The sequence below is a fragment of the Mycobacterium sp. RTGN6 genome (genome assembly GCF_033804605.1).
Taxonomy (GTDB): domain Bacteria; phylum Actinomycetota; class Actinomycetes; order Mycobacteriales; family Mycobacteriaceae; genus Mycobacterium.
The window spans coordinates 65,418-87,674 of sequence record NZ_JAPZKZ010000011.1; the positions used below are offsets into that span (position 1 = coordinate 65,418).

The following is a 22,257-nucleotide window of genomic DNA, read 5'->3' on the forward strand; positions in this document are numbered from 1 at the left end:
GCCACTCCCGCTGCGGGCGTAAGCAATTCCCATGAGCGCAGGCGCGTACGTGGGTCGTGTCGGGGGGTTGGCGGTTGCGCTGGGGGTGGGCGCGGCGTTGTTCACCGGTAGCGGGGTCGCGTGGGCGGACACTCCGTCGTCGTCTGATTCGTCGTCGACGGACTCCTCGCCGGCGTCGGCTCACGACGAGAAACCCGGCGCCGAGAAGCCCGACGCCGAGAAGCCGGATGCGACGAAACCGGACTCCCAGCAACCCGATACGACGAAACCCGAGCCCGAGGCGGGAGCCGACGAAGCGGCCGACCCCGACCCCGTGGACCCAGAGCCCTCAGACCCCGCGGACCCCGCGGACCCCGCCGAGCCGGCCAAGCCGGTCACCGAGTCCAAGAAGTCGGCCGCCACGACAGAGGAGTCCGCCGCGTCGACGACGCCCACGACCAAGGTGTCCGCCACCGAGGTGAAGGTCGACGAGTCGAAGCACCTCGAGTCGAAGCCCACGGCCGAATCGGAGTCGACCGAGCAGTCGGCCCTCACCGCCTCGCCGCGCGCGATGGCCGCCAGCGTCGAGGTCCAGGCCGCGGCGACGTCCGTGGCAGTTCCGTCGCTGCGGCCGTGGCCAACGGCCTTCGACCCCGGCACCGCCGTGAGTTACCTGACGGGCCTGGTGACCAGCGTCGTCAGCGCCGTACTGAACCCGTTCGCCGCAGGGCTGCCCGCGGGCCCGGCCGCGCCTCCGACGGCGTGGACGCTGCTGGCGTGGGTGCGTCGGGAGTTGTTCAACGAGTCGCCGACCATCACCCCGGTGATCAACCCGCAATCAAACGGACTCGTCACCGGAAACATCGGTGCAGTCGACCCCGATGGCGACCCCCTGACCTACACCGTCGTCGGCACGCCACACAACGGCGGCACGCTCGAGATCGACGACGCCGGCAACTTCACCTACCGCCCCATGAACGCGATGGCAGCGGTCGGCGGAGTCGATCAGTTCACGGTCGTGGTCAGCGACGAGGCCGCCGGGCTCCACGTGCACGGCCCGCTGGGTCTGTTGAAGTTCGTGCCGATCCTCGGCAACTTCATCAATCCCGGCGCCGGTGACGCAGTGGCGCAAACGATCACGGTCAACGTCGACCCAGTGGCCGGCGTCGACCTGTCGTTCCCGGCCAGCTTCCACTGGGGTGTGGCACATGCGGGATTCCAGGCCGAGGGCGGCCCAGGCTCACCGGTGGATCCGAACTCCGACTGGTACAAGTGGGTGCACGATCCGATCAATCAGCTGCTGGGACTGACCCACGGAGTGCCGGAGGACGGGCCAGGCACGTACGTCTCCTACGACACCGACGCGGTGCTCGCCGAGACCGACCTCGGCATGAACACGTTCCGGATGAGCATCGAGTGGAGCCGTATCTTCCCGAATTCCACTGCATCCATTGATATCTCAGATGAAGGCGGTGGCGTCAGTCAGGCCGATCTGGAGGCGCTGGACGCGCTGGCCAACTCGGCCGAGGTCCAGCACTACCGCGACGTGTTCGCCTCGCTGCGCGCACATGATCTGGAACCGCTGATCACCGTCAACCACTTCACGTTGCCGGCCTGGGTGCACGACCCGACCACCACCCGGCTGCTGGCCCAGCTCGGCTTGCCCGCGCCGGACGCGGGGTGGCTGTCGCCCGACACCCCGGTCGAGTTCGAGAAGTACGCCGCGTACGTCGCGTGGAAGTACGGCGACCAGGTCGACAACTGGACGGTGCTCAACGAGCCCGTGCCGCCGGTCCTGACCGAGTTCCTCTCGATACCCGGTGTGGTGCCGGCCTGGCCGCCGGGGCTCATCCGGCCCGATCTTGCGTCGACGTTCCTGGTGAACGAGGCCAAGGGGTACGTCGCCGCGTACGACGCCATCCATGAGTGGGACCAGCACATCGCGACGCCGGGCCAGCCCAAGGCGTTCGTCGGGTTCGCGAACAACATGATCCCGGCCCGGCCGGCCAACCCGGTGAATCCGCTCGACGTACAGGCGGCCGACGCGTGGAACGACTTCTACAACCACTGGTTCCCGAACGCCGTCATCGACGGGTGGGTCGATGCCAACCTCGACGGCATCCAGACCGCCGACGAGATCCATCCCGAGTTCATGAACAAGGCCGACTTCATCGGCGTCCAGTACTACGGGTCGCAACCGATGCAGGGCTTCGGCTTCGCACCGGTCCCGGGATTCCCATGGCTGAAGGGCCTGCCGGGCCGATGCGCGGCCTCCGAGCCGACGTGCAGTGACTTCAACCAGCCGACTGACCCCGGTGGCTTCCGCGAGGTCCTCGAGGTCGCGGCCTCATACGGAAAGCCGTTGTGGGTCACCGAGAATGGCATCGCGGATGCGAATGACTCGAAGCGGCCGTCGTACCTCGTCAACCACATCGCCGTCGTACAGGACATGGTCGCGCACGGCGTCGACATCCGCGGCTACACCTACTGGTCGTTCGTCGACAACCTCGAATGGGCCAACGGCTATGACCTCGAGTTCGGGCTGTACGGCTCCGACCCGACGACGCCGGAACTGGAGCGCACACCGAAGCCGGCCAGCATCGCCGCGATCAGCGGGATCACGACGTCAAACTCGCTACCGCTGGCCTTGCTCGGTATGTACATCCCGAACCTATGAGCCCTGCTTCATCGCCTCGGCGATCTCCTCCATGCTGACCTCGCGGACCTGCTGGCCCAGCGACCAGTGGTGCCCGAACGGGTCGCGCACGGCGCCGTAGCGGTCACCCCAGAACTGATCCTCGAGCGGTGCGACGACCGTCGCCCCGGCGTCGAGCGCCTGCTGGAACTTGGCGTCGACGTCCTCGGTGACCTGAAGGTGGATGGTGACCGGGGTGCCGCCAAGCGACGTCGGCGTCATCGACTTGCCGCCACTCATCTCGGGGAAGTCGTCGTTGAGCATGATCGACGAGCCGTTGATCGCGAGCGACGCGTGGACGAGCTTGCCTCCTGGGCCGGGCACCCGGCCCTGCTCGACGGCATCGAAGGCCTTGACGTAGAAGTCGATGGCGGCGGCGGCATCGTCGACGACGAGGTGGGGAATGACGGCGGATTGCAGTTGTTCTGGCATGGCGAGCTCCTAATTCTTGGTGCGATTCATGCGTACGTCGTTACTGACCGGCACCGCACACGCAACTCATCGCGGTGCCAACCCCAAGCCAACCCCACGCCACCGACAAGTGGCGCTAGACAACCGAGAATTCAGCGGGCAGACGTCCTCGCCCGGTGAGTGCCAGCAGCATCGACTCGCCCTGACCGAGCGCGACCCCGATGCGGGTGGCCAACGCCGTGGCCTCCGCCAGCACGTCGTCCGGCAATACCGGCGCAATGCTGCAGGCGCGTGCGATGTCGAGTCCGTGCACCGCCAGCTCGAAGGTGCGGGTCGGAAGGTAGTGGTTCAGCCGGATGCCGAGGCCGCCGATGACGGCGATCAGCGGATCGCCCACACCGTCCAGATCGGACAGCGCCCGCTCGACCAGTCCGTCGATGGTGGCTGCGGGATCGGCGCCGAGCTCGCGACCGGCCTGCCTGCCGCGCTCGATGATGTCGGCGGCACCCAGGGTGGACGCGTAGTCGCGAATCTTCACGTAGTAGTCGGCGGGGCTAGTGACGTCCTCGCGCTCGGCGGTCGTCTGTAGGTAGGTGCTCACCGTGATCAGCGATCGCGACGTGTGGCCGACGAGCGCCCGCAGGTCCCAGTCGCCCAGTCCAGGACCGTCCCAACCCGATCCGGGGAGTTGGCGCACCAGGTGTGCGAACGCCCTGGCGGCCGAGGCGAAGGTGGCGACGGTCGAATCGGTCATGACGTGCTGAGCTGATCCCAGCCTTCGACTTCCTCAGGCGTTCGTGGATCCGGGCCGACGTAGATGGCCGACGGGCGCACCAGCTTGCCGAGCCGCTTCTGCTCGAGGATGTGCGCGCACCAGCCCGCCGTGCGCCCACAGGTGAACATCGCGGGCATCATCTTGGCGGGCACCTTGGCGAAGTCGAGGATCACCGCGGCCCAGAACTCGACGTTGGTCTCGATGGCGCGATCCGGGCGTCGCTCGCGAAGCTCGGCCAGTGCGGCCTGTTCCAGGGCGGCGGCGGCGTCGTAGCGGGGCGCATTGAGCCGTTTGGCGGTGGCCCGCAGCACCTTGGCCCGCGGATCCTCGGCGCGGTAGACGCGGTGCCCGAAGCCCATGAGCTTGTCCTTGCGGTCGAGGATGCCCTTCACCACGGCCCGGGCGTCGCCACTGGTCTCGACCTCCTCGATCATCGGGAGCACGCGCGCAGGCGCGCCGCCGTGCAGCGGGCCGCTCATCGCGCCGACGGCGCCGGACAACGACGCCGCCACGTCGGCCCCCGTCGAGGCGATTACCCGCGCCGTGAACGTGGAGGCGTTCATGCCGTGTTCGGCGGCGGTCACCCAGTACGCGTCGATGGCCTCGACGTGCTTGGGGTCGGGGTCGCCCTGCCATCGGGTCATGAAACGTTCTGTGACGGTGACACATTGGTCGATGGTGCGTTGCGGCACCGCGGGCTGGTAGATGCCGCGGGCGGATTGTGCGACGTAGGACAGGGCCATCACCGACGCCCTGGCCAGCTGCTCGCGGGCGGTCTCGTCGTCGATGTCCAGCAAGGGGGCGTAGCCCCAGATCGGCGCGAGCATGGCCAACCCGGCCTGCACGTCGACGCGGACGTCGCCGGTGTGGATCGGCAGGGGGAACGGTTCGGCCGGTGGCAACCCGTGGCCGAACCGTCCGTCGACGAGCAGCGCCCACACGTCACCGAACGTGACGCGGCGGTCGACCAGGTCCTCGATGTCCACGCCGCGGTAGCGCAACGCGCCACCGTCCTTGTCGGGTTCGGCGATCTCAGTGGTGAAGGCGACGACGCCTTCGAGGCCCGTGACGAAGTCGTCGGGTACCTGGGACATGCGGGTCATGCGCCGATTCTTGCACTCGCTTCGGTACAGATCACTGCCGGTCCGTAATGCATCGGCGAACACGCGGGCGTAGCGTCGCGACCGTGAGTTCCCAGGATGGCGAGCACCTCGCGCACATGCGGGTGGAGTACGGCTCGGTCGAGAAGGACGGCAGCCCCGACCTCGACGCCGACTGGCTCGCCGACGGCTGGGTTGCCTTGCTGCGCAACTGGATGGCCGACGCCGAGCGGGCCGGCTGTGCGGAGCCGAACGCCATGGTGGTCGGGACGACCGATGAGCGGGGAAGGCCCGTCACCCGAACGGTGTTGTCCAAGGGCGTGGACGAAACCGGCATCACGTTCTTCACCAATTACGACTCCGACAAGGGCGAGCAGCTAGCCCGCAATGCGTACGCCTCGGCAACCTTCCCGTGGTACGCGCTTGGCCGCCAGGTACACGTGCGCGGACCGGTGACGAAGGTGTCGGCCGCCGCCACGCTCGACTACTGGTCCAAGCGGCCACGCGGTTCGCAACTGGGGGCGTGGGCGTCACACCAGTCAAAACCGATTGGCACACGTGCGGCACTGCTGGAACAGTTGTCCGACGTGACGCAACGATTCGCCGACCTCGACGCGGTCCCGGTGCCGCCGAACTGGGGCGGCTATCTCATCGCACCGGAGGTCGTCGAGTTCTGGCAGGGTCGGGAAAACCGGGTACACAATAGGATTCGTGTCACAGAGGGCCGCGTCGAGCGGCTCCAGCCGTAGTGCGGAAGTTATTCGCCGACACCACACCGCTGCGAACACCGGATTTCCGGCGGCTGTGGCTGGCAGAGGTCGTCACGGTCATCGGCGGCAACCTGACCATCTTCGCGGTGCCGGTCCAGCTGTACGCCCTCACCCAGAACTCCGTGTACGTCGGGCTTTCCGGACTGTTCGCGCTCGTTCCGCTGGTCGTGTTCGGGCTCCTCGGCGGTGCCTGGGCCGACGCGATGGACCGGCGACTGCTGTTGATCATCGCGTCGATCGGGCTCGCGCTGTCGTCGGTGCTGCTGTGGCTTCAGGCCGCGCTGGCGCTGAACAATGTCTGGGTGGTGCTGTGCCTGCTATCGGTGCAGCAGGCGTTCTATGCGATCGAGAGCCCGACCCGGGCGGCGGCCATTCCACGCATGGTGCCCGGCGATCAGTTGGCGGCCGCCAACTCGCTGAACATCACGGTGTTCCAGTTCGGTGCCATCGTGGGGCCGCTGTTGGCCGGCGTGATGCTGCACTGGGTCGACCTGTCCACGCTCTACCTGATCGACGCGATCACCTGCATCTTGCCGATCTGGATGATGTTCCGGATCGCGCGGATGCCACCCACCAATGGCGCCCAGGGTTCGTCGGGGTACGGGTTTGCCGCGGTGCTGGACGGGTTCCGGTACCTGGCCGGAAACCGGGTGGTGCTGATGTCGTTCGTCGTGGACCTCATCGCGATGATCCTTGGCATGCCTCGCGCCCTGTTCCCGCAAATGGCGCACGAAAGCTTTGGCGGCCCGGTCGAGGGGGGCACCACGATCGCGCTGCTGGCCGCGGCGATGTCGGCAGGCGCCGTCGCGGGCGGAGTGTTCTCGGGCTGGTTTCCCCGCATCCAGCGTCAGGGTTTGGCGGTCGTGACCTCGATCGTGGTGTGGGGCGTGGCGATGATCGGGTTCGGGGTGGCTGGCGGGTTCGCGCACGGCCATACCGGTGCTCTGCTCTGGATTGCGTTGGCGTTCTTGGCCATTGGCGGCGCCGCGGACATGGTCTCATCGGCGTTTCGCAATACCATCCTGCAGCAGGCCGCTTCTGATGAATTGCGCGGCCGGTTGCAGGGCGTGTTCACGGTGGTCGTGGCGGGCGGACCGCGGTTGGCCGACCTGTTGCACGGCGCCGCAGCGGCCGCAGTGGGCACCACCGTGGCAGCGGCTGGTGGGGGCGGATTGGTCGTCATCGGCGTGATGGTGGCCGCGGTGGCCGTCCCTGCGTTCGTGCGTTATCGCGTGTAAGTCCTTCCCATTTCACCGACTTAACTAACTCACAGTCCGGAGGGTTAACATGCTCGAGTGGCCCATGTGTTGGGGGAGGCGCCAGCAGGCCTGCGCGAGCGCAAGAAGCAGCGCACTCGCGCGATGCTCATCGACGCGGCCATGAACCTCTGCGTTAGACAAGGCTACGAACAGACCACCGTCGAACAGATCGCGGAGGCCGCGGACGTCTCATCGCGCACGTTCAGTCGGTACTTCGCCACCAAGGACGCGGTGTTCCTCACGCTCATCGAGGATTACGTCGAGCAGGTCGCCGTCGAGTTGGGAAACGTTCCGGCCAACGTCGGTCCGCTGGAAGGGCTGCGGATGGCGCACGTCGCGACCCTCACACGAGTGGCGAACCGTCCGGTCGGCCGGCTGTCCGACGACCGGATCGCGCTCATGTTGCGCGTCATCAATGCGTCGGATGCACTGCGGCAGGCCGCTTTCGACTTCGAGCACGAACCGTCTCACGTCTTCATGGCCAAGCGCTTAGGGGTGCCGGTCGACGACCGCCGCGTGCGGTTGGTCGCCGCGGTCTTCTCCGCGGTGATCGTCGCGGCCTGCGGTGACCTCGTCGCAGACACGGACGGCGTGCGGCTCGGGGCCGGCGTCATGATCGACCGACTAAACGAGGCATTCGCTCAGCTGACGGATTTGGTCATTGACCTGGAAGTTCCGGTGGAAGAGCGCACCTTCGAGGCGGTGAATGGCTGAGTTCTCGGGGATTCGTGAGCGCAAGAAGGTCCGTACCCGCGAGGCCCTGATCGAGGCCGCTGCCGAACTCTGCCTTCGCCGCGGGTTCGACAACACCACCGTCGAGCAGATCGCCGCTGCCGCCGACGTGTCGACGCGGACCTTCAGCCGCTACTTCCCGACCAAGGGAGCGGTGATCGTTGCGATCGCCGACGACATGGACGCGTCCATCGCCGCCGCGTTGAGCGAGCAGCCCGTCGACATCACCGAATACGAGGCGCTGCTGCGGGCCCACCTGGCCGTGTTCGGCCCGGAGCTCAACTACGTGACCCCGGGCTTCCGGCGCATGGCGGCGCTGATTCAGATCGTCAACGGTTCGGCGTCGATGAGGGCGTCCGCGCTGGCACAGAAGGACGGGGTCTCGAACAACGCCGCGCTGGAGGTTATGGCCAGGCGCATGGGGGTGCCCTTCGAACACCCTGCGATCCGTGTGATCGGCGACACGTGGACGATGTTGTTCGCGGCGTCCTTCGACGGCCTTGGCCTACCCGGTAACGAGCCGGTCGAGCCCAAGGTGGTCTGTGATCGGTTGTGCGCGACGTTCGAGTTGTTCCGCAGGTCCTGGACGCCGTGGAATGGGCCGCCGACGGAATCCGTCGTCAAGGAGTAGCCCCCCGCAAGCGCGCCGGGTTGAGAGCGACTACCTTCCACTAGTGACGGACAGCGTGTCCCGGACGACAACCGCAGAAGGGGTTTCCGTGCCCGACAACTCGAGTTCCGACGAGGTCGCGACGCTCCGCTATCCAGGCGGAGAGCTCGACCTGGATATCGTCCGCGCGACGGAGGGCTCCGACGGCATCGCACTTGGGCCGTTGCTCGCCAAGACCGGGTACACCACGTTCGACGGCGGCTTCGTCAACACCGCGTCCACCAAGAGCGCCATCACCTACATCGACGGTGACGCGGGCATTCTGCGGTACCGGGGCTATCCGATCGAACAACTGGCGGAGAAGTCGACGTTCATCGAGGTCAGCTACCTGCTGATCTACGGCGAACTCCCGACCGCCGAGCAGCTGGAGAAGTTCACCACCCAGATCCAGCGCCACACGCTGCTTCACGAGGACCTCAAGCGCTTCTTCGACGGCTTCCCCCGCAACGCGCACCCGATGCCGGTGCTGTCCAGCGCCGCCAACGCACTGTCGGCGTATTACCAGGACTCACTCGACCCGCTCGACAAGGAGCAGGTCGAACTGTCGACCATCCGGCTGCTGGCCAAGCTGCCCACCATCGCCGCGTATGCCTACAAGAAGTCGGTCGGCCAGCCGTTCCTCTACCCGGACAACACGTTGACCCTCGTCGAGAACTTCCTGCGGATGACGTTCGGGTTGCCCGCCGAGCCCTACGAGGTCGACCCCGAGATCGTCCGGGCGCTCGACATGCTGCTGATCCTGCACGCCGACCACGAGCAGAACTGCTCGACGTCGACGGTGCGGCTGGTCGGCTCGTCGCAAGCCAACCTGTTCACGTCGATCTCCGGCGGCATCAACGCGCTGTGGGGCCCGCTGCACGGTGGCGCCAACCAGGCGGTATTGGAGATGCTGGAGGAGATCCGTAAGTCCGGCGGCGACGTCCACGAGTTCGTCCGCAAGGTGAAGAACCGCGAGGACGGCGTGAAGCTGATGGGCTTCGGTCACCGCGTCTACAAGAACTACGACCCTCGGGCGCGCATCGTCAAGGAGCAGGCCGACAAGATCCTCGGCAAGCTCGGCGTTCAGGACGACTTGCTCGACATCGCGAAGGCGCTCGAAGAGGTGGCGCTCACCGACGACTTCTTCATCGAACGCAAGCTGTACCCGAACGTCGACTTCTACACCGGGGTGATCTACCGCGCCATGGGCTTCCCGACCCGGATGTTCACCGTGCTGTTCGCCCTCGGCCGCTTGCCGGGGTGGATCGCGCACTGGCGCGAGATGCACGACGAGCCCGGCGGCAAGATCGGCCGTCCGCGTCAGATCTACACGGGGTACACCGAGCGGGACTACGCCATCATCGACGGCCGCTAGCTTCTTCTTGCCCGCGAGCGTGCGTGTTTGCACGCGACACGCCGAGGCACGGCGGCAGTATGCGCACGCTCGTCGATCCTGAGACGCACGTCACCCGAAGATCGTTTGCATTGGTAATAGTTGTAGGTTCACAATAGTTGTGTGAATACAACTGGCATGAGCGAGCGGCGGAAGATCATCATTCTGCTGACCTGCTGCATGAGCCTGTTGATCCTGTCGATGGACATGACGATCGTCAACGTCGCGATCCCCGCCATCCGCACTGACCTGCACGCCACCCCGTCGCAGCTGCAATGGGTCGTCGACATCTACACGCTCGCGCTCGCCTCGCTGTTGATCCTGGCGGGGGCCACCGGCGACCGCTTCGGCCGACGCCGGGTGTTCCAGATCGGGTTGGCGCTCTTCGCGGTCGGCTCGCTGCTCTGCAGCGTGGCACCCACCATCGACATGCTGATCGGAGCGCGGCTCGTCCAGGGGATCGGCGGTTCGATGATGAATCCCGTTGCCATGTCGATCATCTCGCAGGTATTTACCGGCCGCGTGGAGCGCGCCCGAGCGCTGGGGATCTGGGGTGCCGTGATCGGGATCTCGATGGCACTGGGTCCGACGGTCGGCGGATTGCTCATCGAGTACGTCAGCTGGCAGGCCGTGTTCTGGATCAACCTGCCGATCTGTGCCGCGGCGATCGCGCTGACGATGATCTTCGTGCCGGAGAGCAAGTCGGCGACGATGCGCAACATCGACCCGATCGGACAGGCGTTGGCCGTGCTGTTCCTGTTCGGGCTGGTCTTCGCGCTGATCGAGGGCCCCAGCAAGGGGTGGACAAACCCGCTCGTGCTCGGCATTGCCGCCGTCGCCGCGGTTGCGTTCGTCGGCTTCCTGGCCTTCGAGTCCCGACGAACCGACCCGTTCATCGACTTGCGCTTCTTCCGGAGCATCCCCTTTTCGTCGGCCACGCTGACGGCGGTCTCCGCGTTCGCCGCCTGGGGCGCCTTCCTCTTCATCATGTCGCTGTACCTGCAGGCCGAGCGACACTTCTCGGCGATGCAGACCGGGCTGATCTACCTGCCGATCGCCGTTGGCGCCCTGGTGTTCTCGCCGCTGTCGGGCCGATTGGTCGGTCGCTACGGGGCGCGCCCGTCACTGCTTGCGGCGGGGGTGCTGATTACCTGCGCATCGGTGCTGTTGACGTTCCTGACGGCGACCACGCCGGTGTGGGGGCTGGTGATTCTTTTCACCGTCTTCGGAATCGGCTTCTCGATGGTGAACGCGCCCTTGACCAACACCGCGGTGAGCGGGATGCCACTGGATCGGGCGGGCGCCGCGTCAGCGGTGACGTCGACCAGCAGGCAGGTCGGCGTGAGCATCGGTGTGGCGCTGTGCGGTTCGCTGACGGGCACGGCGCTGACGCACCTCGGGTCAGACTTCGCCGCCGCGGCCCGGCCGCTGTGGTTCGTGTGCGTCGGGCTGGGCATCGTGGTCTTCTGCCTAGGTTTCTACGCGACGACGCCAAGGGCCCTTCGTTCCGCCGAACGGTTGGCGCCGCTGATCGAGAGCCCGGTGAGGCCGAAGGTGGCCGCAGATGTCTGACGAGCTGGCCGACGAAGTCTGGCGCTCCATGGCCGCGGTGGTGTTCGACAACCGTGACGTGTGGAAGCGGTCCATCATCGACCAGACGGGCCTGCCGTTCAGTCGAGTCCGAGTGTTGATCAGACTCGCCAGGCGACCGATGACCGCCAAGGAGATCGCCGAGGCCGCCACCATGGATGCGCCCGCCACCACCGTCGCCATCAACGATCTCGAGGAACGCGGACTCGTCGTGCGCGAGACGGATCCGACCAACCGCCGGTCCAAGCTCGTCTCGCTGACCGATGAGGGCCGCCGCGTCTGCGCGAGCATCGACGAAGTCGACGATCCGGCGCCCGATCCGTTCGCGACGCTGAGCGAAGCGGAACTTCTGGCGCTCCAAGCCATCCTGGCGAAGTTGAGCGCCGACTAGCTCTCGAGTACAGCCATTGCGGCGTTGTGCCCACCTATGCCCGAGACGGCGCCGCCGCGGCGGGAACCCGAGCCGCACAACAGGATCCGGTCGTGGGCGGTGGCCACGCCCCACCGGTGCGCCGGAGTATCCAGTGGCTCGTCATCGTCGGCGAACGGCCAGCGCAGCGCGCCGTGGAAGATGTTGCCCGCCGTCATCCCGAGCGCGTCTTCGAGATCCGCGGTCGTCTTGGTCTCGATGCACGGTCTGCCGTCGGCGTCCGTCATCACGACGTCCTGAATGGGTTCGGCGAGTACCGAATTCAACGAGGCCAGCACCGCGTCGGTGAGCCGCGTCCGGATGGCGTCGTGGTCTGCCGCGGCGACCAGCGCGTGAGGAGTGTGCAGGCCGAACACCGTCAGCGTCTGCGCACCCGACCGACGCAGCTCGTCGGACAGGATGGTCGGATCGGTCAGCGAGTGGCAGTAGATCTCGCACGGTAGTGGATCGGGGACGCGGCCGCTGTCCGCTGCGTCGAAGCCGCCGTCGAGTTGGGAGAGCGTCTCGTTGATGTGGAACGTGCCGCCGAAGGCCGCTTCGGGCGTGACGGACTGGTCGCGAAGTCGGGGCAGCCGTTTCAGCATGAGGTTGACCTTCACCTGGGCGCCCGGCGCCGTCGGCGGTGCGGGTTCGCCGAGCAGGTTCGCCAGCACCGACGGGGTGACGCCCGACATCACCCAGCGTGCGTGGGCCACGCGATCGCGGCCGCCGCTGCGGTAGCGCACCTCACCGTCCGGGGTGATCGCGTAAACGTCTGCGCCCGTGACGAGTTCGGCGCCGTGGCCTGCCGCGGCCGCCGCGAGCGCGCCGGTGACGGCGCCCATGCCGCCGATCGGAACGTCCCAGTCGCCCGTGCCACCACCGATGAGGTGATAGAGGAAGCACACGTTCTGGGCGAGCGACGGGTCGTCGGTGCGCGCGAACGTTCCTATCAGCGCATCGGTCGCCATCACGCCACGAACCAGGTCGTCATCGACGGCGGCGCAGATGGCGGTGCCGATGGGTTGGCCGACAAGGGCGTCCCATGCAGCCACGGCATCGGGGTCGCCCCCCGCCATGACGTGCCGGCGCGCGTCGGCGGCGGTTTGCAGGGGTTGCAGGAGCGTCGGCCATAGTCGTTGCGTCACCAGGCGGAAACGCCGGTAGAACTCGTCGAATCCGGGCGCATCGGTGCCCGCGCCGATGGTGTCGAACGATCCGCCCGGACCCACCAACAGTCCGGTGCGACCGCCCGTCGCCGGATCGGGCGTGTACGACGACACGCTTCGTCGGGCCAGGCGCACCCGCGCGCCGAGATCGTCGACGATGCGCTGCGGCAGCAGGCTGACAAGATACGAGTACCGCGACAGCCGAGCGTCGACCCCGGCGAAGGCATGCGCCGAAACTGCCGCTCCACCAACGCTTTCGAGACGTTCGAGCACCTGAACTCGACGCCCTGCTCTAGCGAGGTAGGCCGCCGCGACCAGCGCGTTGTGACCGCCGCCGACGATGACTACGTCGGGTTGCCCGTCAGTCACGATTCAATTCAGGTAGCCCTCGACCTGATCGCCTGGTCGCGCAGTGGCCTGATCGGGGTCCTGACCCGTCTCGCGCAGCGCGCGCCGCTGCCGCAGCAGATCCCAGCACTGGTCGAGTTGAACCTCCAGGGCGCGCAGCCGCTTGTGCTCCTCGGTCTCGTCGATCTCGTGATGTTGAAGCTGCGAGCGGAGCTTCTTCTCCTCGGCGACGAGTTCGTTTACCTGCTCGAGAATGTTGCGGTCCTTGTCCACCAGCCCAGTGTGCCCGACTACCGTGATGGTCGTGGCAGGAGACAAGAAACCCGAGATCGACTTTCCCGACGGCCCCGCTCCCGGTGAGCTCGTCATTTCCGACGTGGTCGTCGGCGACGGCGCCGAAGCAGTCCCCGGTGGAACCGTCACCGTTCACTACGTCGGCGTCGAGTACGACACCGGCGAGGAATTCGACAGTTCCTGGAACCGTGGCGAATCCATCGAATTCCCGCTGCGTGGCCTGATCCAGGGCTGGCAGGACGGCATTCCGGGCATGCGGGTCGGTGGGCGGCGCAAGCTCGTCATCCCGCCCGCGCAGGCGTACGGCGCCGAGGGGTCGGGGCACCGGTTGTCCGGCAAGACGCTGATATTCGTCATCGACCTGCTCGGCGTCCGATAGCGCCTGGCGCAGCAAACCGTCCGCCCGCCGCATAGGGGTTCGCCGTGTTTGCTGATTCGGACGAACACCTTCCGGTGGTACCCGGTCGGCTCTAGGCTCGAAAGGCCGTGCAAGCGCGGCGCGGTTTCGTCTGTACATGACAGGAGGACAAATGTCGGGTTCGGAGGAAGATCGCACCGTCACCGACTGGCGCACCGAGTCCAGGCTCTACCGACGCAAGCCGGGCGCGGGCTGGCTAGTGGCGTTCCTCGCCATTCCCGCGTTGCTGGCGCTGATCGGATGGGGCGGACTGGACAGGGCCAACCGCTCGGACGAGTTGGCGCTGCCGAGCGTCGACCCCTCGGCCACGTTGAGCGTCACCGCCGCGGCACCGACGGCCACGGGTACCGCCGCCCCAGTTGGCGGCTACCCGCCGTGGTCAATCACCCGCAACGGCAACGGCTTAGCGCTGTCGGGTGAATTGCCCGACGCCGACACGAAGACGGGCTTGGTCGACGTGCTCAAGCAGGTGATGCCCGGCGCCCTCATCGATGACAAGCTCACCGTCCAGTCGGGTGTGACCGCTCCCGACGCCGCCGCGCTCGGTGGCCTGTTCAGTGCCATCGTCGGGATGCCCGACTTCGACCTGAAGCTCGAGGGCGACACGGTGACCCTGACGGGCACCGCGCCGGCGGAGGCCATCAAGGCCAGTGCCGAGGAGTACGCCAAGAAGTCTTGGCCGAACGTCAAGGTCGTCAACAACATTGAGGTCACCGGCGCCACTCCGACGGCGCCGGCGAGTGCTCCACCGCCCACTCCGGCCCCGGCACCGGCTCCCGGCGCTGGCGGACCGTGTGCGACGTTGCAGGCCGACATCACCAGCCTGTTGAAGACGCCGATCAACTTCGCGACCGACGGCTTCTCGCTCGCGCCCGAGTCCAAGCGACTGGTGGCCCAGATCGCCGACAAGGTGAAGGCCTGCCCCGACGTGAAGCTGTCCGTGGTCGGGCATACCGACAACACCGGCAACGATGCGATCAACGTTCCGCTTAGCGGGAGCCGCGCCAAATCGGTTGCCGAGGAGCTCGTTTCGGATGGAGTGACCGCAGGCGGCGTCACGTCGAGCGGCGCAGGCTCGGCCAACCCGGTCGCCAGCAATGCCACCCCTGACGGTCGGGCGCAGAACCGCCGCGTCGAGATCACAGTCAGCTAAGGAGAATTGACATGGGTTTCTTCCTCCAGTGGGTGTGGTACCTACTCGCGTTTCTTGTCGGGTCTCTGGTGGCGTGGCTGCTCGCAGTCGTCACGGTGAAGCGCACGAGCGAAGACGAGGCGTTCGCCGACCTACCCGGCTCGCGTGAGATCGGGGGCGAGTCGTGAGCAACGTGAACTGGTGCCTCATGGCGGTGTCGTTCGGGCTGGGATTGGTTCTGACGCTGGCCTTCCTGATTCGGCGGGTCAAGCGTGAGGTGCCGGTGTACGGGTCCGGCGGCGGTTCCGCGGGCCTGGCAGGTTCGGCGGGGGTGAAGGCGCCGAAGGTGGACGTGGACGCACCGACGGCTGCGGTGCCGTTGGCTGGTGCTCCGGACGTCGACGCGCCGACGGCGAGGGTGCCCAAGGTGGACCCGACCGATGTGGACGGCCCCGACGTCGACCTGCCGGACGTCTCGGGCAAGGGCACGCTGGCCGCCGCGGCAGCGGGCGTTGCCGGGGGTGCGGCCGCGGCGAAACTCGTTGGTTCGAGCGGATCCTCGGGAGCCGACGAGCCGTACGGAGCGGGCTCGGCGCGGGTCGCGCCGGGCGCGGCGGCGCCAACTGGATGGACCATCAAGGGCAACGAGGACTCGATGCTCTACCACTCACCGGAAAGCCCGTCGTACAAGCAGACGATCGCCGAGCTGTGGTTCCGCGACGAGGAGACGGCAACAGCCGCGGGCTTCGCACGCTGGGACAGCGGAAAGTCCCAGCGCGGGCAGCGTTAGCGCCTTACTGCGGGCCGGGTAGCCGCAGCAGCAGGCGGGCGCCGCCCAACGGGCTGGCCTCTAATGAGGCTGTCCCACCATGCAGTTCGGCCTGCTGAGCCACCAGTGCCAGACCCAGCCCCGAGCCGGAATGCGACGCCGTAGAACCCCGGCTGAACCGAGCGAAGACGACGGTGCGCTCCTCCTCCGGAACGCCGACGCCGTCGTCGTCGATGGCGATTTCGACCCCGGCCCGCGAGCTCACCGCGGACAGCTGAACCCGGCTGGCGCCACCGTGTTTGACGGCGTTGGCGATGGCGTTGTCGACGGCCAGCCGAAGCCCCGCGGGCAGGCCGATGATGATCACCGTGGGGGCGGGCACCAGCGACACGTCGAGTTCGGGGAACACGCGCATGGCGTCGTGGGCGGCCCGGTCGAGCAGCTCGGTGATGTCGACGGGCACGTGGTCGTCGAACGTCGAGAGTTCGCCCTGCGCAAGGCGTTCGATCGCCGACAGCGTGGCCTCGATGCGGGTCTGCGTCCTGATGACGTCGCCGAGCACTTCCTTGCGTTGCTCCTCGGGCATGTCGAGGGTGGCGAGCACCTCGAGGTTGGTGCGCATGGCGGTCAGGGGAGTGCGCAGCTCGTGCGACGTCACCGCGGCGAAGTCGCGGGAGGTCACCAGCGCGGCCTTGGTGCGGTCCTGTTCGTCCCAGATGCGTTGGACCATTCCATTGACGGCGTCGGCGATCTCGACGGCCTCGGTGGCCCCGCGGACTTCGATGTCGGGTGCCTCACCGCCGACGTCGATGGCCCGCGTTTGCTGCGCGAGCCGTTTCAGCGGGCGCACTGCGAAGGCGGCCAGCAGCCAACCGAGGAAGGCCGCAGCGCCGATGGCGAACACGCAGATCAGCAGCACCCGGCGGTGCAGGTTGTTGGTGTCGGCGATGGTGGCGTCGTAGGTGGCGCCGACGGCGACCAGCGTCGGCTCCGCGGGCCCGCGGATCTCGACGGTGCGTACCCGGTAGCGGACGCCGTTGACGTCGGTGTCGGCGTAGCCCGCGGGCAGCTCGGGAAGGACGACGTCCGAATTCGAGGACACCTGCCCGGCCGTGCGCACGGTGATGATCGCGTCCTGGTCGTTGGGCGACTTCGGAATCTGTTCGAGTCCGCGGGGCAGGAACGGGATGGCGAACCCCGCGGCTTCGTCGAGGCGACGGTCGAGCCGCTCCTTGCGGTCGTTGGTGATGCCGACCCACACGATGGTGCCGACGATGGTGATCAGGATCGCGGCGGCGACGGCGCTCGCGAAGGCCACGCGCGTCCGCAGCGACGGAGTCCGTCGAAACGTTCGCGCTAGTAGGTTCACTACCTACTGCTGTCTGAGGACGAACCCCACGCCGCGCACCGTGTGCAGCAGCCGGGGCGCGCCGCCTGCCTCCAGCTTGCGGCGCAGATAACCGATGAAGACGTCGACGACGTTGGTGTCGGCGGCGAAGTCATAGCCCCACACCAGCTCGAGCAACTGCGCGCGCGACAGTACGGCCGTCTTGTGCTCGGCGAGCACGGCCAGCAGGTCGAACTCGCGCTTCGTCAAGTCGACGTCGACGCCGTTCACCCGCGCCCGCCGACCCGGGATGTCCACCTCGAGCGGACCGACCGCGATGGTTTCCGACGAGAACGTCGCCGTCGCCCCGCGGCGCCGCAACAGCGCCTTGACCCGCGCCACCAACTCGGCCAGCACGAACGGCTTGACCAGATAGTCGTCGGCGCCCGCTTCGAGGCCGGCCACGCGGTCGTCGACCGAACTGCGTGCCGACAGCACGCACACCGGCACGTCGTTGTCCATCGCGCGCAACGCGGTGACCACGCTGACCCCGTCGAGCACCGGCATGTTGATGTCGAGCACGATCGCGTCGGGCCGGTTCTCCGTCGCGCTGCGCAGCGCCTCGGCGCCGTCGACGGCCGTGGCGACCTCGAACCCCGACAGTCTCAGCCCCCGCTCGAGGGATGCGAGTACGTCGGGGTCGTCATCCACCACGAGCACCCGGGGAGACGAACCGCCGCTGTCCATAATGGCCATCTTGCCCGATGAGCTCCCCGCGGTGCGGTAGGCGCGTGACCGGCCCCGAAACGCGACGCACCGAATTAACGTCATGGCAGGGTGCCGGGCCCCGCACGCTGCTAGTTTCGACACTCGTGCAACCGAATGGTTCCCGCCTGATCGTCGAGCCCGACGACGGACTCGATCCGGTCCGAGAATTCATCGGCTCGGCGCAGACGACGCTGCAGGTCAAGCAGTTCACCTTCACCGACGAGTCGCTCATCGCGGCGGTCATCGACCGCAAGAACGCGGGCGTCGACGTGCGCGTCATGCTGAATGCGGCGCGCTCCGGTGGCGACCGGGCCAACGACGAGACCTTCGCCCAATTCGAGGCCGCCGGCATCACTGTCCAGTGGGCCAACCCCAACTTCTACGTCACGCACGAGAAGTCGATCGTCGTCGACGGGTCCGCCGCGCTGGTCGCGACGTTCAACCTCTGCGAGAAGTACTTCACCCGGACCCGCGACTACGGCGTCATCACCACCGACCCCCTGCACGTCGCGCAGATCATCGAGGTCTTCAACGCGGACTGGGAGCACGCCGACTGGGTGCCGTCGGAACACCACGGCCTGTCGTGGAGCAACTCCAACTCGCGGCTGGACATGGCCCAGTTCATCGATTCCGCCACCTGGCGTCTTGACGTCCAGCACCCGAAGTTCGTCGACGCGGTGATCCTCGATCGCATCGTCGACGCCGTCCATCGCGGCGTGAAGGTGCATGTGCTCTGCGGCGGCAAGCATGGCATCAGCGAGTGGGACGTGCTGGACACGTTCGCCTCGCTGCGCACGTTGCGGCGGTTCGGGGTCAAGGTGCACAAGCAGAAGAACCTGCGTGTGCACGCCAAGCTGCTCATCGTCGACGACGAACGGGCGTTCGTCGGTTCGATGAACATCGACCGCAGCGCCTTCGACCTGCGCCGCGAGCTCGGCATCGTGACCGCCGACCCGGCCGTCGTCGCTCGACTCAAGACCGTCTTCGACGAGGACTGGGCGCTGTCGCATCAGTACGACCCGCCGGATCCGCTCAACGCGGCCGAGCACCACGAGGACGACTTCCCGCACGACCCCGAACTGATGCATGAGTGACGGGCTGTCGCCCCCGGCGGAGCGGGTCTCGCTCGCTACCTTGGCCTGGACCTTCAACCACATCGCGCTCGCGTCGTTCGGCGGCGGCCTTTCGGCGTGGTCGCGTGAGGTGCTGGTAGTCGAGCGGAAGTGGTTGGGCGAGAACGAGTTCCTGTCCGCGATGACGATGTGCCGCATCCTGCCCGGCGCCAACCAGGTCAACATGGCGGTGTTCGTCGGCACCAAGATGCGCGGTGTGCCCGGGGCGGTCACGGCCGTCGTCGGGCTGTGCTTCATGCCGCTGGTGATCGTGTTGTTCATGGCGTGGCTCTACTTCCAATTCAAGGAAGTCCCCGCGGTCAAGGGCGTGCTGCACGGCGCGTCGGCGGCGGCCGTCGCACTCACGTTGGCGATGGTGATCAAGACGGGCCAGAAGTGCCTGACCGGCGTGGTTCCCGTCGCGCTGTTCGCCTTGGCGTTCGTGCTCAACGGGGTGCTGCGCTGGCCGCTGCTCGGCGTGTTGGGGATCGTCGCTCCGCTCGCGTTGCTCTGGGCGTGGCCGCGGCGGCGCGACGAGGTCAAGGCGTGAGTACGTACCTGCAGCTGGTCGTGCTGTTCGGCTCGCTATCGCTGATGTCGATCGGCGGCGGCAACGCCGTGCTGCCCGAGATGCACCTGCGGGCCGTGAACCAGGACCATTGGGTGACGAACGCCCAGTTCGCCGACCTGTTCTCGATCTCGCAGACGGCGCCGGGCCCGAGCATCCTCATCGTCGGCATGGTCGGCTATGCGGCCGGTTTGCCCGTTGGCGGGGTGGCTGGGGGCATCCTCGGCGGCGTGATCGCCACCGTGGCGATGGTGATTCCGGCCGCGTCGCTGGTCTACGGCATCACGCTGTTCTGGCAGAAGGCCGAGCAGTCCAAGTGGCGCATCGCCGTCGAGAAGGGCTTCGCGCCGCTGACCGTCGGATTGATCCTCGCCTCATCGCTGGTGATGAGCCGCGCCGCCGACCACGACTGGCAGGCCTACGCGCTGACGGCGGTGTGCACGTTGATCTTCGTGCGGACCAAGCTCAACCCGCTGCTGGTGGTCGCCGCCGCAGGCGTGATCGGCTACTTCGGCATCGTCTGACTGTGATTTGGGCGCGCTTTCGCCCGGTCAGCGTCCGTGCGCGCGCCGAAATCGCCAGGGGGGGCGCGCCGGGGAAGGCTTTGACCTCATCAATGGTTGAGGTTCTAGGGTGATTACGTGAACATGGAAATGGCTGCGCGGCACACGCTGCGCCTGCAGGTGAAGGCCCGTGGGGGTGACCTGCGCGAGCTGGCCAACCGCACGCTGCTGAAGCGGATCTGGCGGTTCTCGGCGCGTCACCACCGCCGACTGGGCGGATTCGTCGCAGTCAGCGTGGTCGGCGCGCTGCTCGCCGTGTCCACCCCGGTTCTGGCGGGTCGCGTGGTCGACGCCATCGTGCACGGCGGCCAACCGTCCACGGTCGTGGTCATCGCAACGATCATCGCGATGGTGGCGCTGGCCGAGGCCGCGGTGGGGCTGCTGACTCGCTGGCTGTCGTCCAACATCGGTGAGGGCTTGATCCTCGACCTGCGCACCGCCGTGTTCGACCACGTGCAGCGGATGCCGGTGGCGTTCTTCACCAGAACCCGCACCGGTGCACTCGTCAGCCGCCTCGGCAACGACGTGATCGGCGCCCAGCGCGCCTTCTCCGACACGTTGTCCGGCGTGGTGGGCAACCTGGTCACGCTGGCGCTCACGCTGACCGTGATGCTGAGCATCTCGTGGCAGATCACCGCGCTGTCCCTGGTGTTGACGCCACTGTTCCTGCTGCCCGCCCGCCGCATCGGTCGCACCATGGCGACGTTGAGCCGCGAGAGCGCGATCTACAACGCGACCATGAACACCCAGATGACCGAACGCTTCTCGGCGCCCGGCGCGACCCTGGTCAAGCTGTTCGGCAATCCGGTCCGGGAGTCCGACGAGTTCGCAGCGCGCGCCGACCGCGTGCGCGACATCGGGGTGCGCACCGCGATGTTGCAGGCCACCTTCATGAACTCGCTGACTCTGATGTCGGCACTCGCACTGGCGCTGGTGTACGGCCTGGGCGGGGTGCTCGCGATTGGCGGACAACTGCAGGCGGGTGCGATCGTCTCGTTGGCTCTGCTGCTGACCCGGCTCTATGCACCGCTGACGGCGTTGGCGAACGCGCACGTCGAGATCGCCAGTGCGCTGGTCAGTTTCGACCGGGTGTTCGAGGTGCTGGACCTGACCCCGCTGATCCGCGAGCGGCCCGGCGCGGTGCCGGTGCCCGACGGTCCGGTGAGCGTGGAGTTCGACGACGTGCGGTTCGGCTACCCGTCGGCGACGGAGGTATCGCTGGCCTCGCTGGAGGAGGTGGCCGTGCTCGACGACCGCGGGGGAGACGAAGTGCTGCACGGGATTTCGTTCACCGCGCAGCCCGGCCAGATGGTGGCGCTCGTCGGCTCGTCTGGCGCGGGCAAGTCGACCATCGCTTCTCTGGTGGCCAGGCTGTACGACGTGTCGTCGGGGACGGTGCGGTTGTCCGGCACCGACGTGCGCGACGTGACGTTCGCGTCGTTGAAGGAAACGGTCGGCGTCGTCACCCAGGACGGGCACCTGTTCCACGAGTCGATCCGGTCGAACCTGACCTTGGCGGCTCCCGATGCCGACGACGATCAGTTGTGGGACGCATTGCGCCGGGCCAGGCTGGCCGATGTGGTGGCCGACATGCCCGACGGGCTGGACACCGTCGTCGGCGAGCGCGGCTACCGGCTCTCGGGCGGCCAGCGCCAGCGGCTGACCATCGCGCGGCTGCTGCTCGGCACATCGAGGGTCGTCGTGCTCGACGAGGCCACGGCATCGCTGGACTCCGAGTCGGAGGCCGCGGTCCAGCAGGCCCTCGCCGAGGCGCTGGAAGGCCGCACGTCGATCGTGATCGCGCACCGGTTGTCCACCATCCGCGCGGCCGACGTGATCCTCGTCGTCGAAGACGGCCGCATTGTCGAACGGGGTACACACCGGCAGCTGCTCGCGCGCCGCGGGCGCTACACCGAGTTGTACGAGACCCAGTTCCGCGACGACACGGTTGCGGCGTGACGCAGGTTAATTAGTTGTGCTTCGTGGGAACCTTGAATGCGGGGGATCGACGGCGTCCGCGATGTCGT

General features: G+C 67.3%; 23 protein-coding genes. 16 read left to right on the top strand and 7 right to left on the bottom strand.

The features are described 5' to 3' along the window. Positions 1–31 precede the first annotated feature (31 nt). Entirely contained in the window at positions 32–2,656 is a 2,625-nt protein-coding gene (locus tag SLQ33_RS25275) for a family 1 glycosylhydrolase (RefSeq protein ID WP_319456645.1), read from the top strand. Here the strand turns inward: SLQ33_RS25275 and SLQ33_RS25280 are convergent. The 3 genes from SLQ33_RS25280 to SLQ33_RS25290 all read right to left on the bottom strand — a co-directional run bounded on the left by SLQ33_RS25280 (position 2,651) and on the right by SLQ33_RS25290 (position 4,954). Further along, on the bottom strand, positions 2,651–3,106 hold the full coding sequence (locus tag SLQ33_RS25280) for a VOC family protein (protein WP_319456646.1): 456 nt from the start codon (positions 3,104–3,106) through the stop codon (positions 2,651–2,653). The genes SLQ33_RS25275 and SLQ33_RS25280 overlap by 6 nt on opposite strands. A 115-nt stretch (positions 3,107–3,221) precedes the next feature. After that, on the bottom strand, positions 3,222–3,839 hold the full coding sequence (locus tag SLQ33_RS25285) for a maleylpyruvate isomerase N-terminal domain-containing protein (RefSeq protein WP_319456647.1): 618 nt from the start codon (positions 3,837–3,839) through the stop codon (positions 3,222–3,224). Then, a complete protein-coding gene (locus SLQ33_RS25290) occupies positions 3,836–4,954 on the bottom strand; it encodes a citrate synthase 2 (protein WP_319456831.1) in 1,119 nt (372 codons plus the stop codon). The genes SLQ33_RS25285 and SLQ33_RS25290 overlap by 4 nt, the downstream gene beginning before the upstream one ends. A gap of 125 nt (positions 4,955–5,079) precedes the next feature. On the opposite strand from SLQ33_RS25290, the gene pdxH reads away from it, so the two are divergent. From pdxH to SLQ33_RS25325, 7 genes are all read left to right on the top strand, one after another. Further along, positions 5,080–5,709 carry a pyridoxamine 5'-phosphate oxidase gene (gene pdxH / locus SLQ33_RS25295; protein ID WP_413467691.1) on the top strand — a complete coding sequence of 210 codons (630 nt, stop codon included), beginning with the start codon at positions 5,080–5,082 and terminating at the stop codon, positions 5,707–5,709. Then, a complete protein-coding gene (locus tag SLQ33_RS25300; RefSeq protein WP_319456649.1) occupies positions 5,709–6,968 on the top strand; it encodes an MFS transporter in 1,260 nt (419 codons plus the stop codon). The genes pdxH and SLQ33_RS25300 overlap by 1 nt, the downstream gene beginning before the upstream one ends. A gap of 57 nt (positions 6,969–7,025) precedes the next feature. After that, the gene (locus SLQ33_RS25305; RefSeq protein WP_319456650.1) at positions 7,026–7,703 is read left to right on the top strand and encodes a TetR family transcriptional regulator; all 678 of its coding nucleotides are present in this window, start codon (positions 7,026–7,028) and stop codon (positions 7,701–7,703) included. Then, complete coding sequence (locus tag SLQ33_RS25310; RefSeq protein WP_319456651.1) at positions 7,696–8,352, top strand: TetR family transcriptional regulator; 657 nt, start codon at positions 7,696–7,698, stop codon at positions 8,350–8,352. Before SLQ33_RS25305 ends, SLQ33_RS25310 begins: the two co-directional genes overlap by 8 nt. Before the next feature lie 88 nt (positions 8,353–8,440). Continuing rightward, a complete protein-coding gene (locus SLQ33_RS25315) occupies positions 8,441–9,745 on the top strand; it encodes a citrate synthase (protein ID WP_319456832.1) in 1,305 nt (434 codons plus the stop codon). A 156-nt stretch (positions 9,746–9,901) separates the two neighbouring features. After that, complete coding sequence (locus tag SLQ33_RS25320) at positions 9,902–11,335, top strand: MFS transporter (RefSeq protein ID WP_319456652.1); 1,434 nt, start codon at positions 9,902–9,904, stop codon at positions 11,333–11,335. Continuing rightward, complete coding sequence (locus tag SLQ33_RS25325) at positions 11,328–11,744, top strand: MarR family winged helix-turn-helix transcriptional regulator (protein ID WP_319456653.1); 417 nt, start codon at positions 11,328–11,330, stop codon at positions 11,742–11,744. Before SLQ33_RS25320 ends, SLQ33_RS25325 begins: the two co-directional genes overlap by 8 nt. Here the strand turns inward: SLQ33_RS25325 and SLQ33_RS25330 are convergent. Both SLQ33_RS25330 and SLQ33_RS25335 read right to left on the bottom strand, forming a co-directional pair. Then, positions 11,741–13,300, bottom strand: a complete 1,560-nt coding sequence (locus tag SLQ33_RS25330; RefSeq protein WP_319456654.1) for an NAD(P)/FAD-dependent oxidoreductase — start codon at positions 13,298–13,300, stop codon at positions 11,741–11,743. The two genes, SLQ33_RS25325 and SLQ33_RS25330, sit on opposite strands and share 4 nt — an antisense overlap. 3 nt (positions 13,301–13,303) lie before the next feature. Continuing rightward, the gene (locus tag SLQ33_RS25335; RefSeq protein WP_319456655.1) at positions 13,304–13,552 is read right to left on the bottom strand and encodes a DUF2630 family protein; all 249 of its coding nucleotides are present in this window, start codon (positions 13,550–13,552) and stop codon (positions 13,304–13,306) included. A 31-nt stretch (positions 13,553–13,583) separates the two neighbouring features. On the opposite strand from SLQ33_RS25335, the gene SLQ33_RS25340 reads away from it, so the two are divergent. From SLQ33_RS25340 to SLQ33_RS25355, 4 genes are all read left to right on the top strand, one after another. After that, positions 13,584–13,952, top strand: a complete 369-nt coding sequence (locus tag SLQ33_RS25340; protein ID WP_413467683.1) for an FKBP-type peptidyl-prolyl cis-trans isomerase — start codon at positions 13,584–13,586, stop codon at positions 13,950–13,952. A 151-nt stretch (positions 13,953–14,103) separates the two neighbouring features. Then, positions 14,104–15,144 carry an OmpA family protein gene (locus tag SLQ33_RS25345; RefSeq protein ID WP_319456656.1) on the top strand — a complete coding sequence of 347 codons (1,041 nt, stop codon included), beginning with the start codon at positions 14,104–14,106 and terminating at the stop codon, positions 15,142–15,144. Positions 15,145–15,155: 11 nt separating this feature from the next. Further along, the gene (locus tag SLQ33_RS25350; RefSeq protein ID WP_319456657.1) at positions 15,156–15,311 is read left to right on the top strand and encodes a hypothetical protein; all 156 of its coding nucleotides are present in this window, start codon (positions 15,156–15,158) and stop codon (positions 15,309–15,311) included. Further along, on the top strand, positions 15,308–15,913 hold the full coding sequence (locus SLQ33_RS25355; protein WP_319456658.1) for a hypothetical protein: 606 nt from the start codon (positions 15,308–15,310) through the stop codon (positions 15,911–15,913). The genes SLQ33_RS25350 and SLQ33_RS25355 overlap by 4 nt, the downstream gene beginning before the upstream one ends. A gap of 4 nt (positions 15,914–15,917) precedes the next feature. Here the strand turns inward: SLQ33_RS25355 and SLQ33_RS25360 are convergent, their stop codons facing one another. Both SLQ33_RS25360 and prrA read right to left on the bottom strand, forming a co-directional pair. Next, positions 15,918–17,261 (bottom strand): HAMP domain-containing sensor histidine kinase, encoded by a 1,344-nt coding sequence (locus tag SLQ33_RS25360; RefSeq protein WP_319456659.1) that lies wholly within the window; start codon positions 17,259–17,261, stop codon positions 15,918–15,920. Positions 17,262–17,264: 3 nt separating this feature from the next. Beyond that, on the bottom strand, positions 17,265–17,975 hold the full coding sequence (gene prrA / locus SLQ33_RS25365; RefSeq protein ID WP_319456660.1) for a two-component system response regulator PrrA: 711 nt from the start codon (positions 17,973–17,975) through the stop codon (positions 17,265–17,267). Positions 17,976–18,091: 116 nt separating this feature from the next. Here prrA and SLQ33_RS25370 point away from each other — a divergent pair, with 116 nt between their 5' ends. From SLQ33_RS25370 to SLQ33_RS25385, 4 genes are all read left to right on the top strand, one after another. After that, positions 18,092–19,081, top strand: a complete 990-nt coding sequence (locus SLQ33_RS25370; RefSeq protein ID WP_319456661.1) for a phospholipase D-like domain-containing protein — start codon at positions 18,092–18,094, stop codon at positions 19,079–19,081. Beyond that, on the top strand, positions 19,074–19,649 hold the full coding sequence (locus SLQ33_RS25375) for a chromate transporter (protein WP_319456662.1): 576 nt from the start codon (positions 19,074–19,076) through the stop codon (positions 19,647–19,649). Before SLQ33_RS25370 ends, SLQ33_RS25375 begins: the two co-directional genes overlap by 8 nt. Next, positions 19,646–20,191 carry a chromate transporter gene (locus SLQ33_RS25380; RefSeq protein WP_319456663.1) on the top strand — a complete coding sequence of 182 codons (546 nt, stop codon included), beginning with the start codon at positions 19,646–19,648 and terminating at the stop codon, positions 20,189–20,191. Before SLQ33_RS25375 ends, SLQ33_RS25380 begins: the two co-directional genes overlap by 4 nt. 123 nt (positions 20,192–20,314) lie before the next feature. Beyond that, on the top strand, positions 20,315–22,189 hold the full coding sequence (locus tag SLQ33_RS25385; protein ID WP_413467692.1) for an ABC transporter ATP-binding protein: 1,875 nt from the start codon (positions 20,315–20,317) through the stop codon (positions 22,187–22,189). The last annotated feature ends 68 nt before the right edge of the window (positions 22,190–22,257 follow it).

What these genes read in the sequence shown, in the direction of transcription:
- SLQ33_RS25350 (WP_319456657.1), top strand. Translation starts at nt 15,156, where the DNA reads ATGGGTTTCTTCCTCCAGTGGGTGTGGTACCTACTCGCGTTTCTTGTC.
- SLQ33_RS25385 (WP_413467692.1), top strand. Translation starts at nt 20,315, where the DNA reads ATGGAAATGGCTGCGCGGCACACGCTGCGCCTGCAGGTGAAGGCCCGT.
- SLQ33_RS25280 (WP_319456646.1), bottom strand. Translation starts at nt 3,106, where the DNA reads ATGCCAGAACAACTGCAATCCGCCGTCATTCCCCACCTCGTCGTCGAC.
- SLQ33_RS25310 (WP_319456651.1), top strand. Translation starts at nt 7,696, where the DNA reads ATGGCTGAGTTCTCGGGGATTCGTGAGCGCAAGAAGGTCCGTACCCGC.
- SLQ33_RS25375 (WP_319456662.1), top strand. Translation starts at nt 19,074, where the DNA reads ATGAGTGACGGGCTGTCGCCCCCGGCGGAGCGGGTCTCGCTCGCTACC.
- SLQ33_RS25320 (WP_319456652.1), top strand. Translation starts at nt 9,902, where the DNA reads ATGAGCGAGCGGCGGAAGATCATCATTCTGCTGACCTGCTGCATGAGC.
- prrA (WP_319456660.1), bottom strand. Translation starts at nt 17,975, where the DNA reads ATGGCCATTATGGACAGCGGCGGTTCGTCTCCCCGGGTGCTCGTGGTG.
- SLQ33_RS25285 (WP_319456647.1), bottom strand. Translation starts at nt 3,839, where the DNA reads ATGACCGATTCGACCGTCGCCACCTTCGCCTCGGCCGCCAGGGCGTTC.
- SLQ33_RS25325 (WP_319456653.1), top strand. Translation starts at nt 11,328, where the DNA reads ATGTCTGACGAGCTGGCCGACGAAGTCTGGCGCTCCATGGCCGCGGTG.
- SLQ33_RS25290 (WP_319456831.1), bottom strand. Translation starts at nt 4,954, where the DNA reads ATGTCCCAGGTACCCGACGACTTCGTCACGGGCCTCGAAGGCGTCGTC.
- SLQ33_RS25345 (WP_319456656.1), top strand. Translation starts at nt 14,104, where the DNA reads ATGTCGGGTTCGGAGGAAGATCGCACCGTCACCGACTGGCGCACCGAG.
- SLQ33_RS25275 (WP_319456645.1), top strand. Translation starts at nt 32, where the DNA reads ATGAGCGCAGGCGCGTACGTGGGTCGTGTCGGGGGGTTGGCGGTTGCG.
- pdxH (WP_413467691.1), top strand. Translation starts at nt 5,080, where the DNA reads ATGCGGGTGGAGTACGGCTCGGTCGAGAAGGACGGCAGCCCCGACCTC.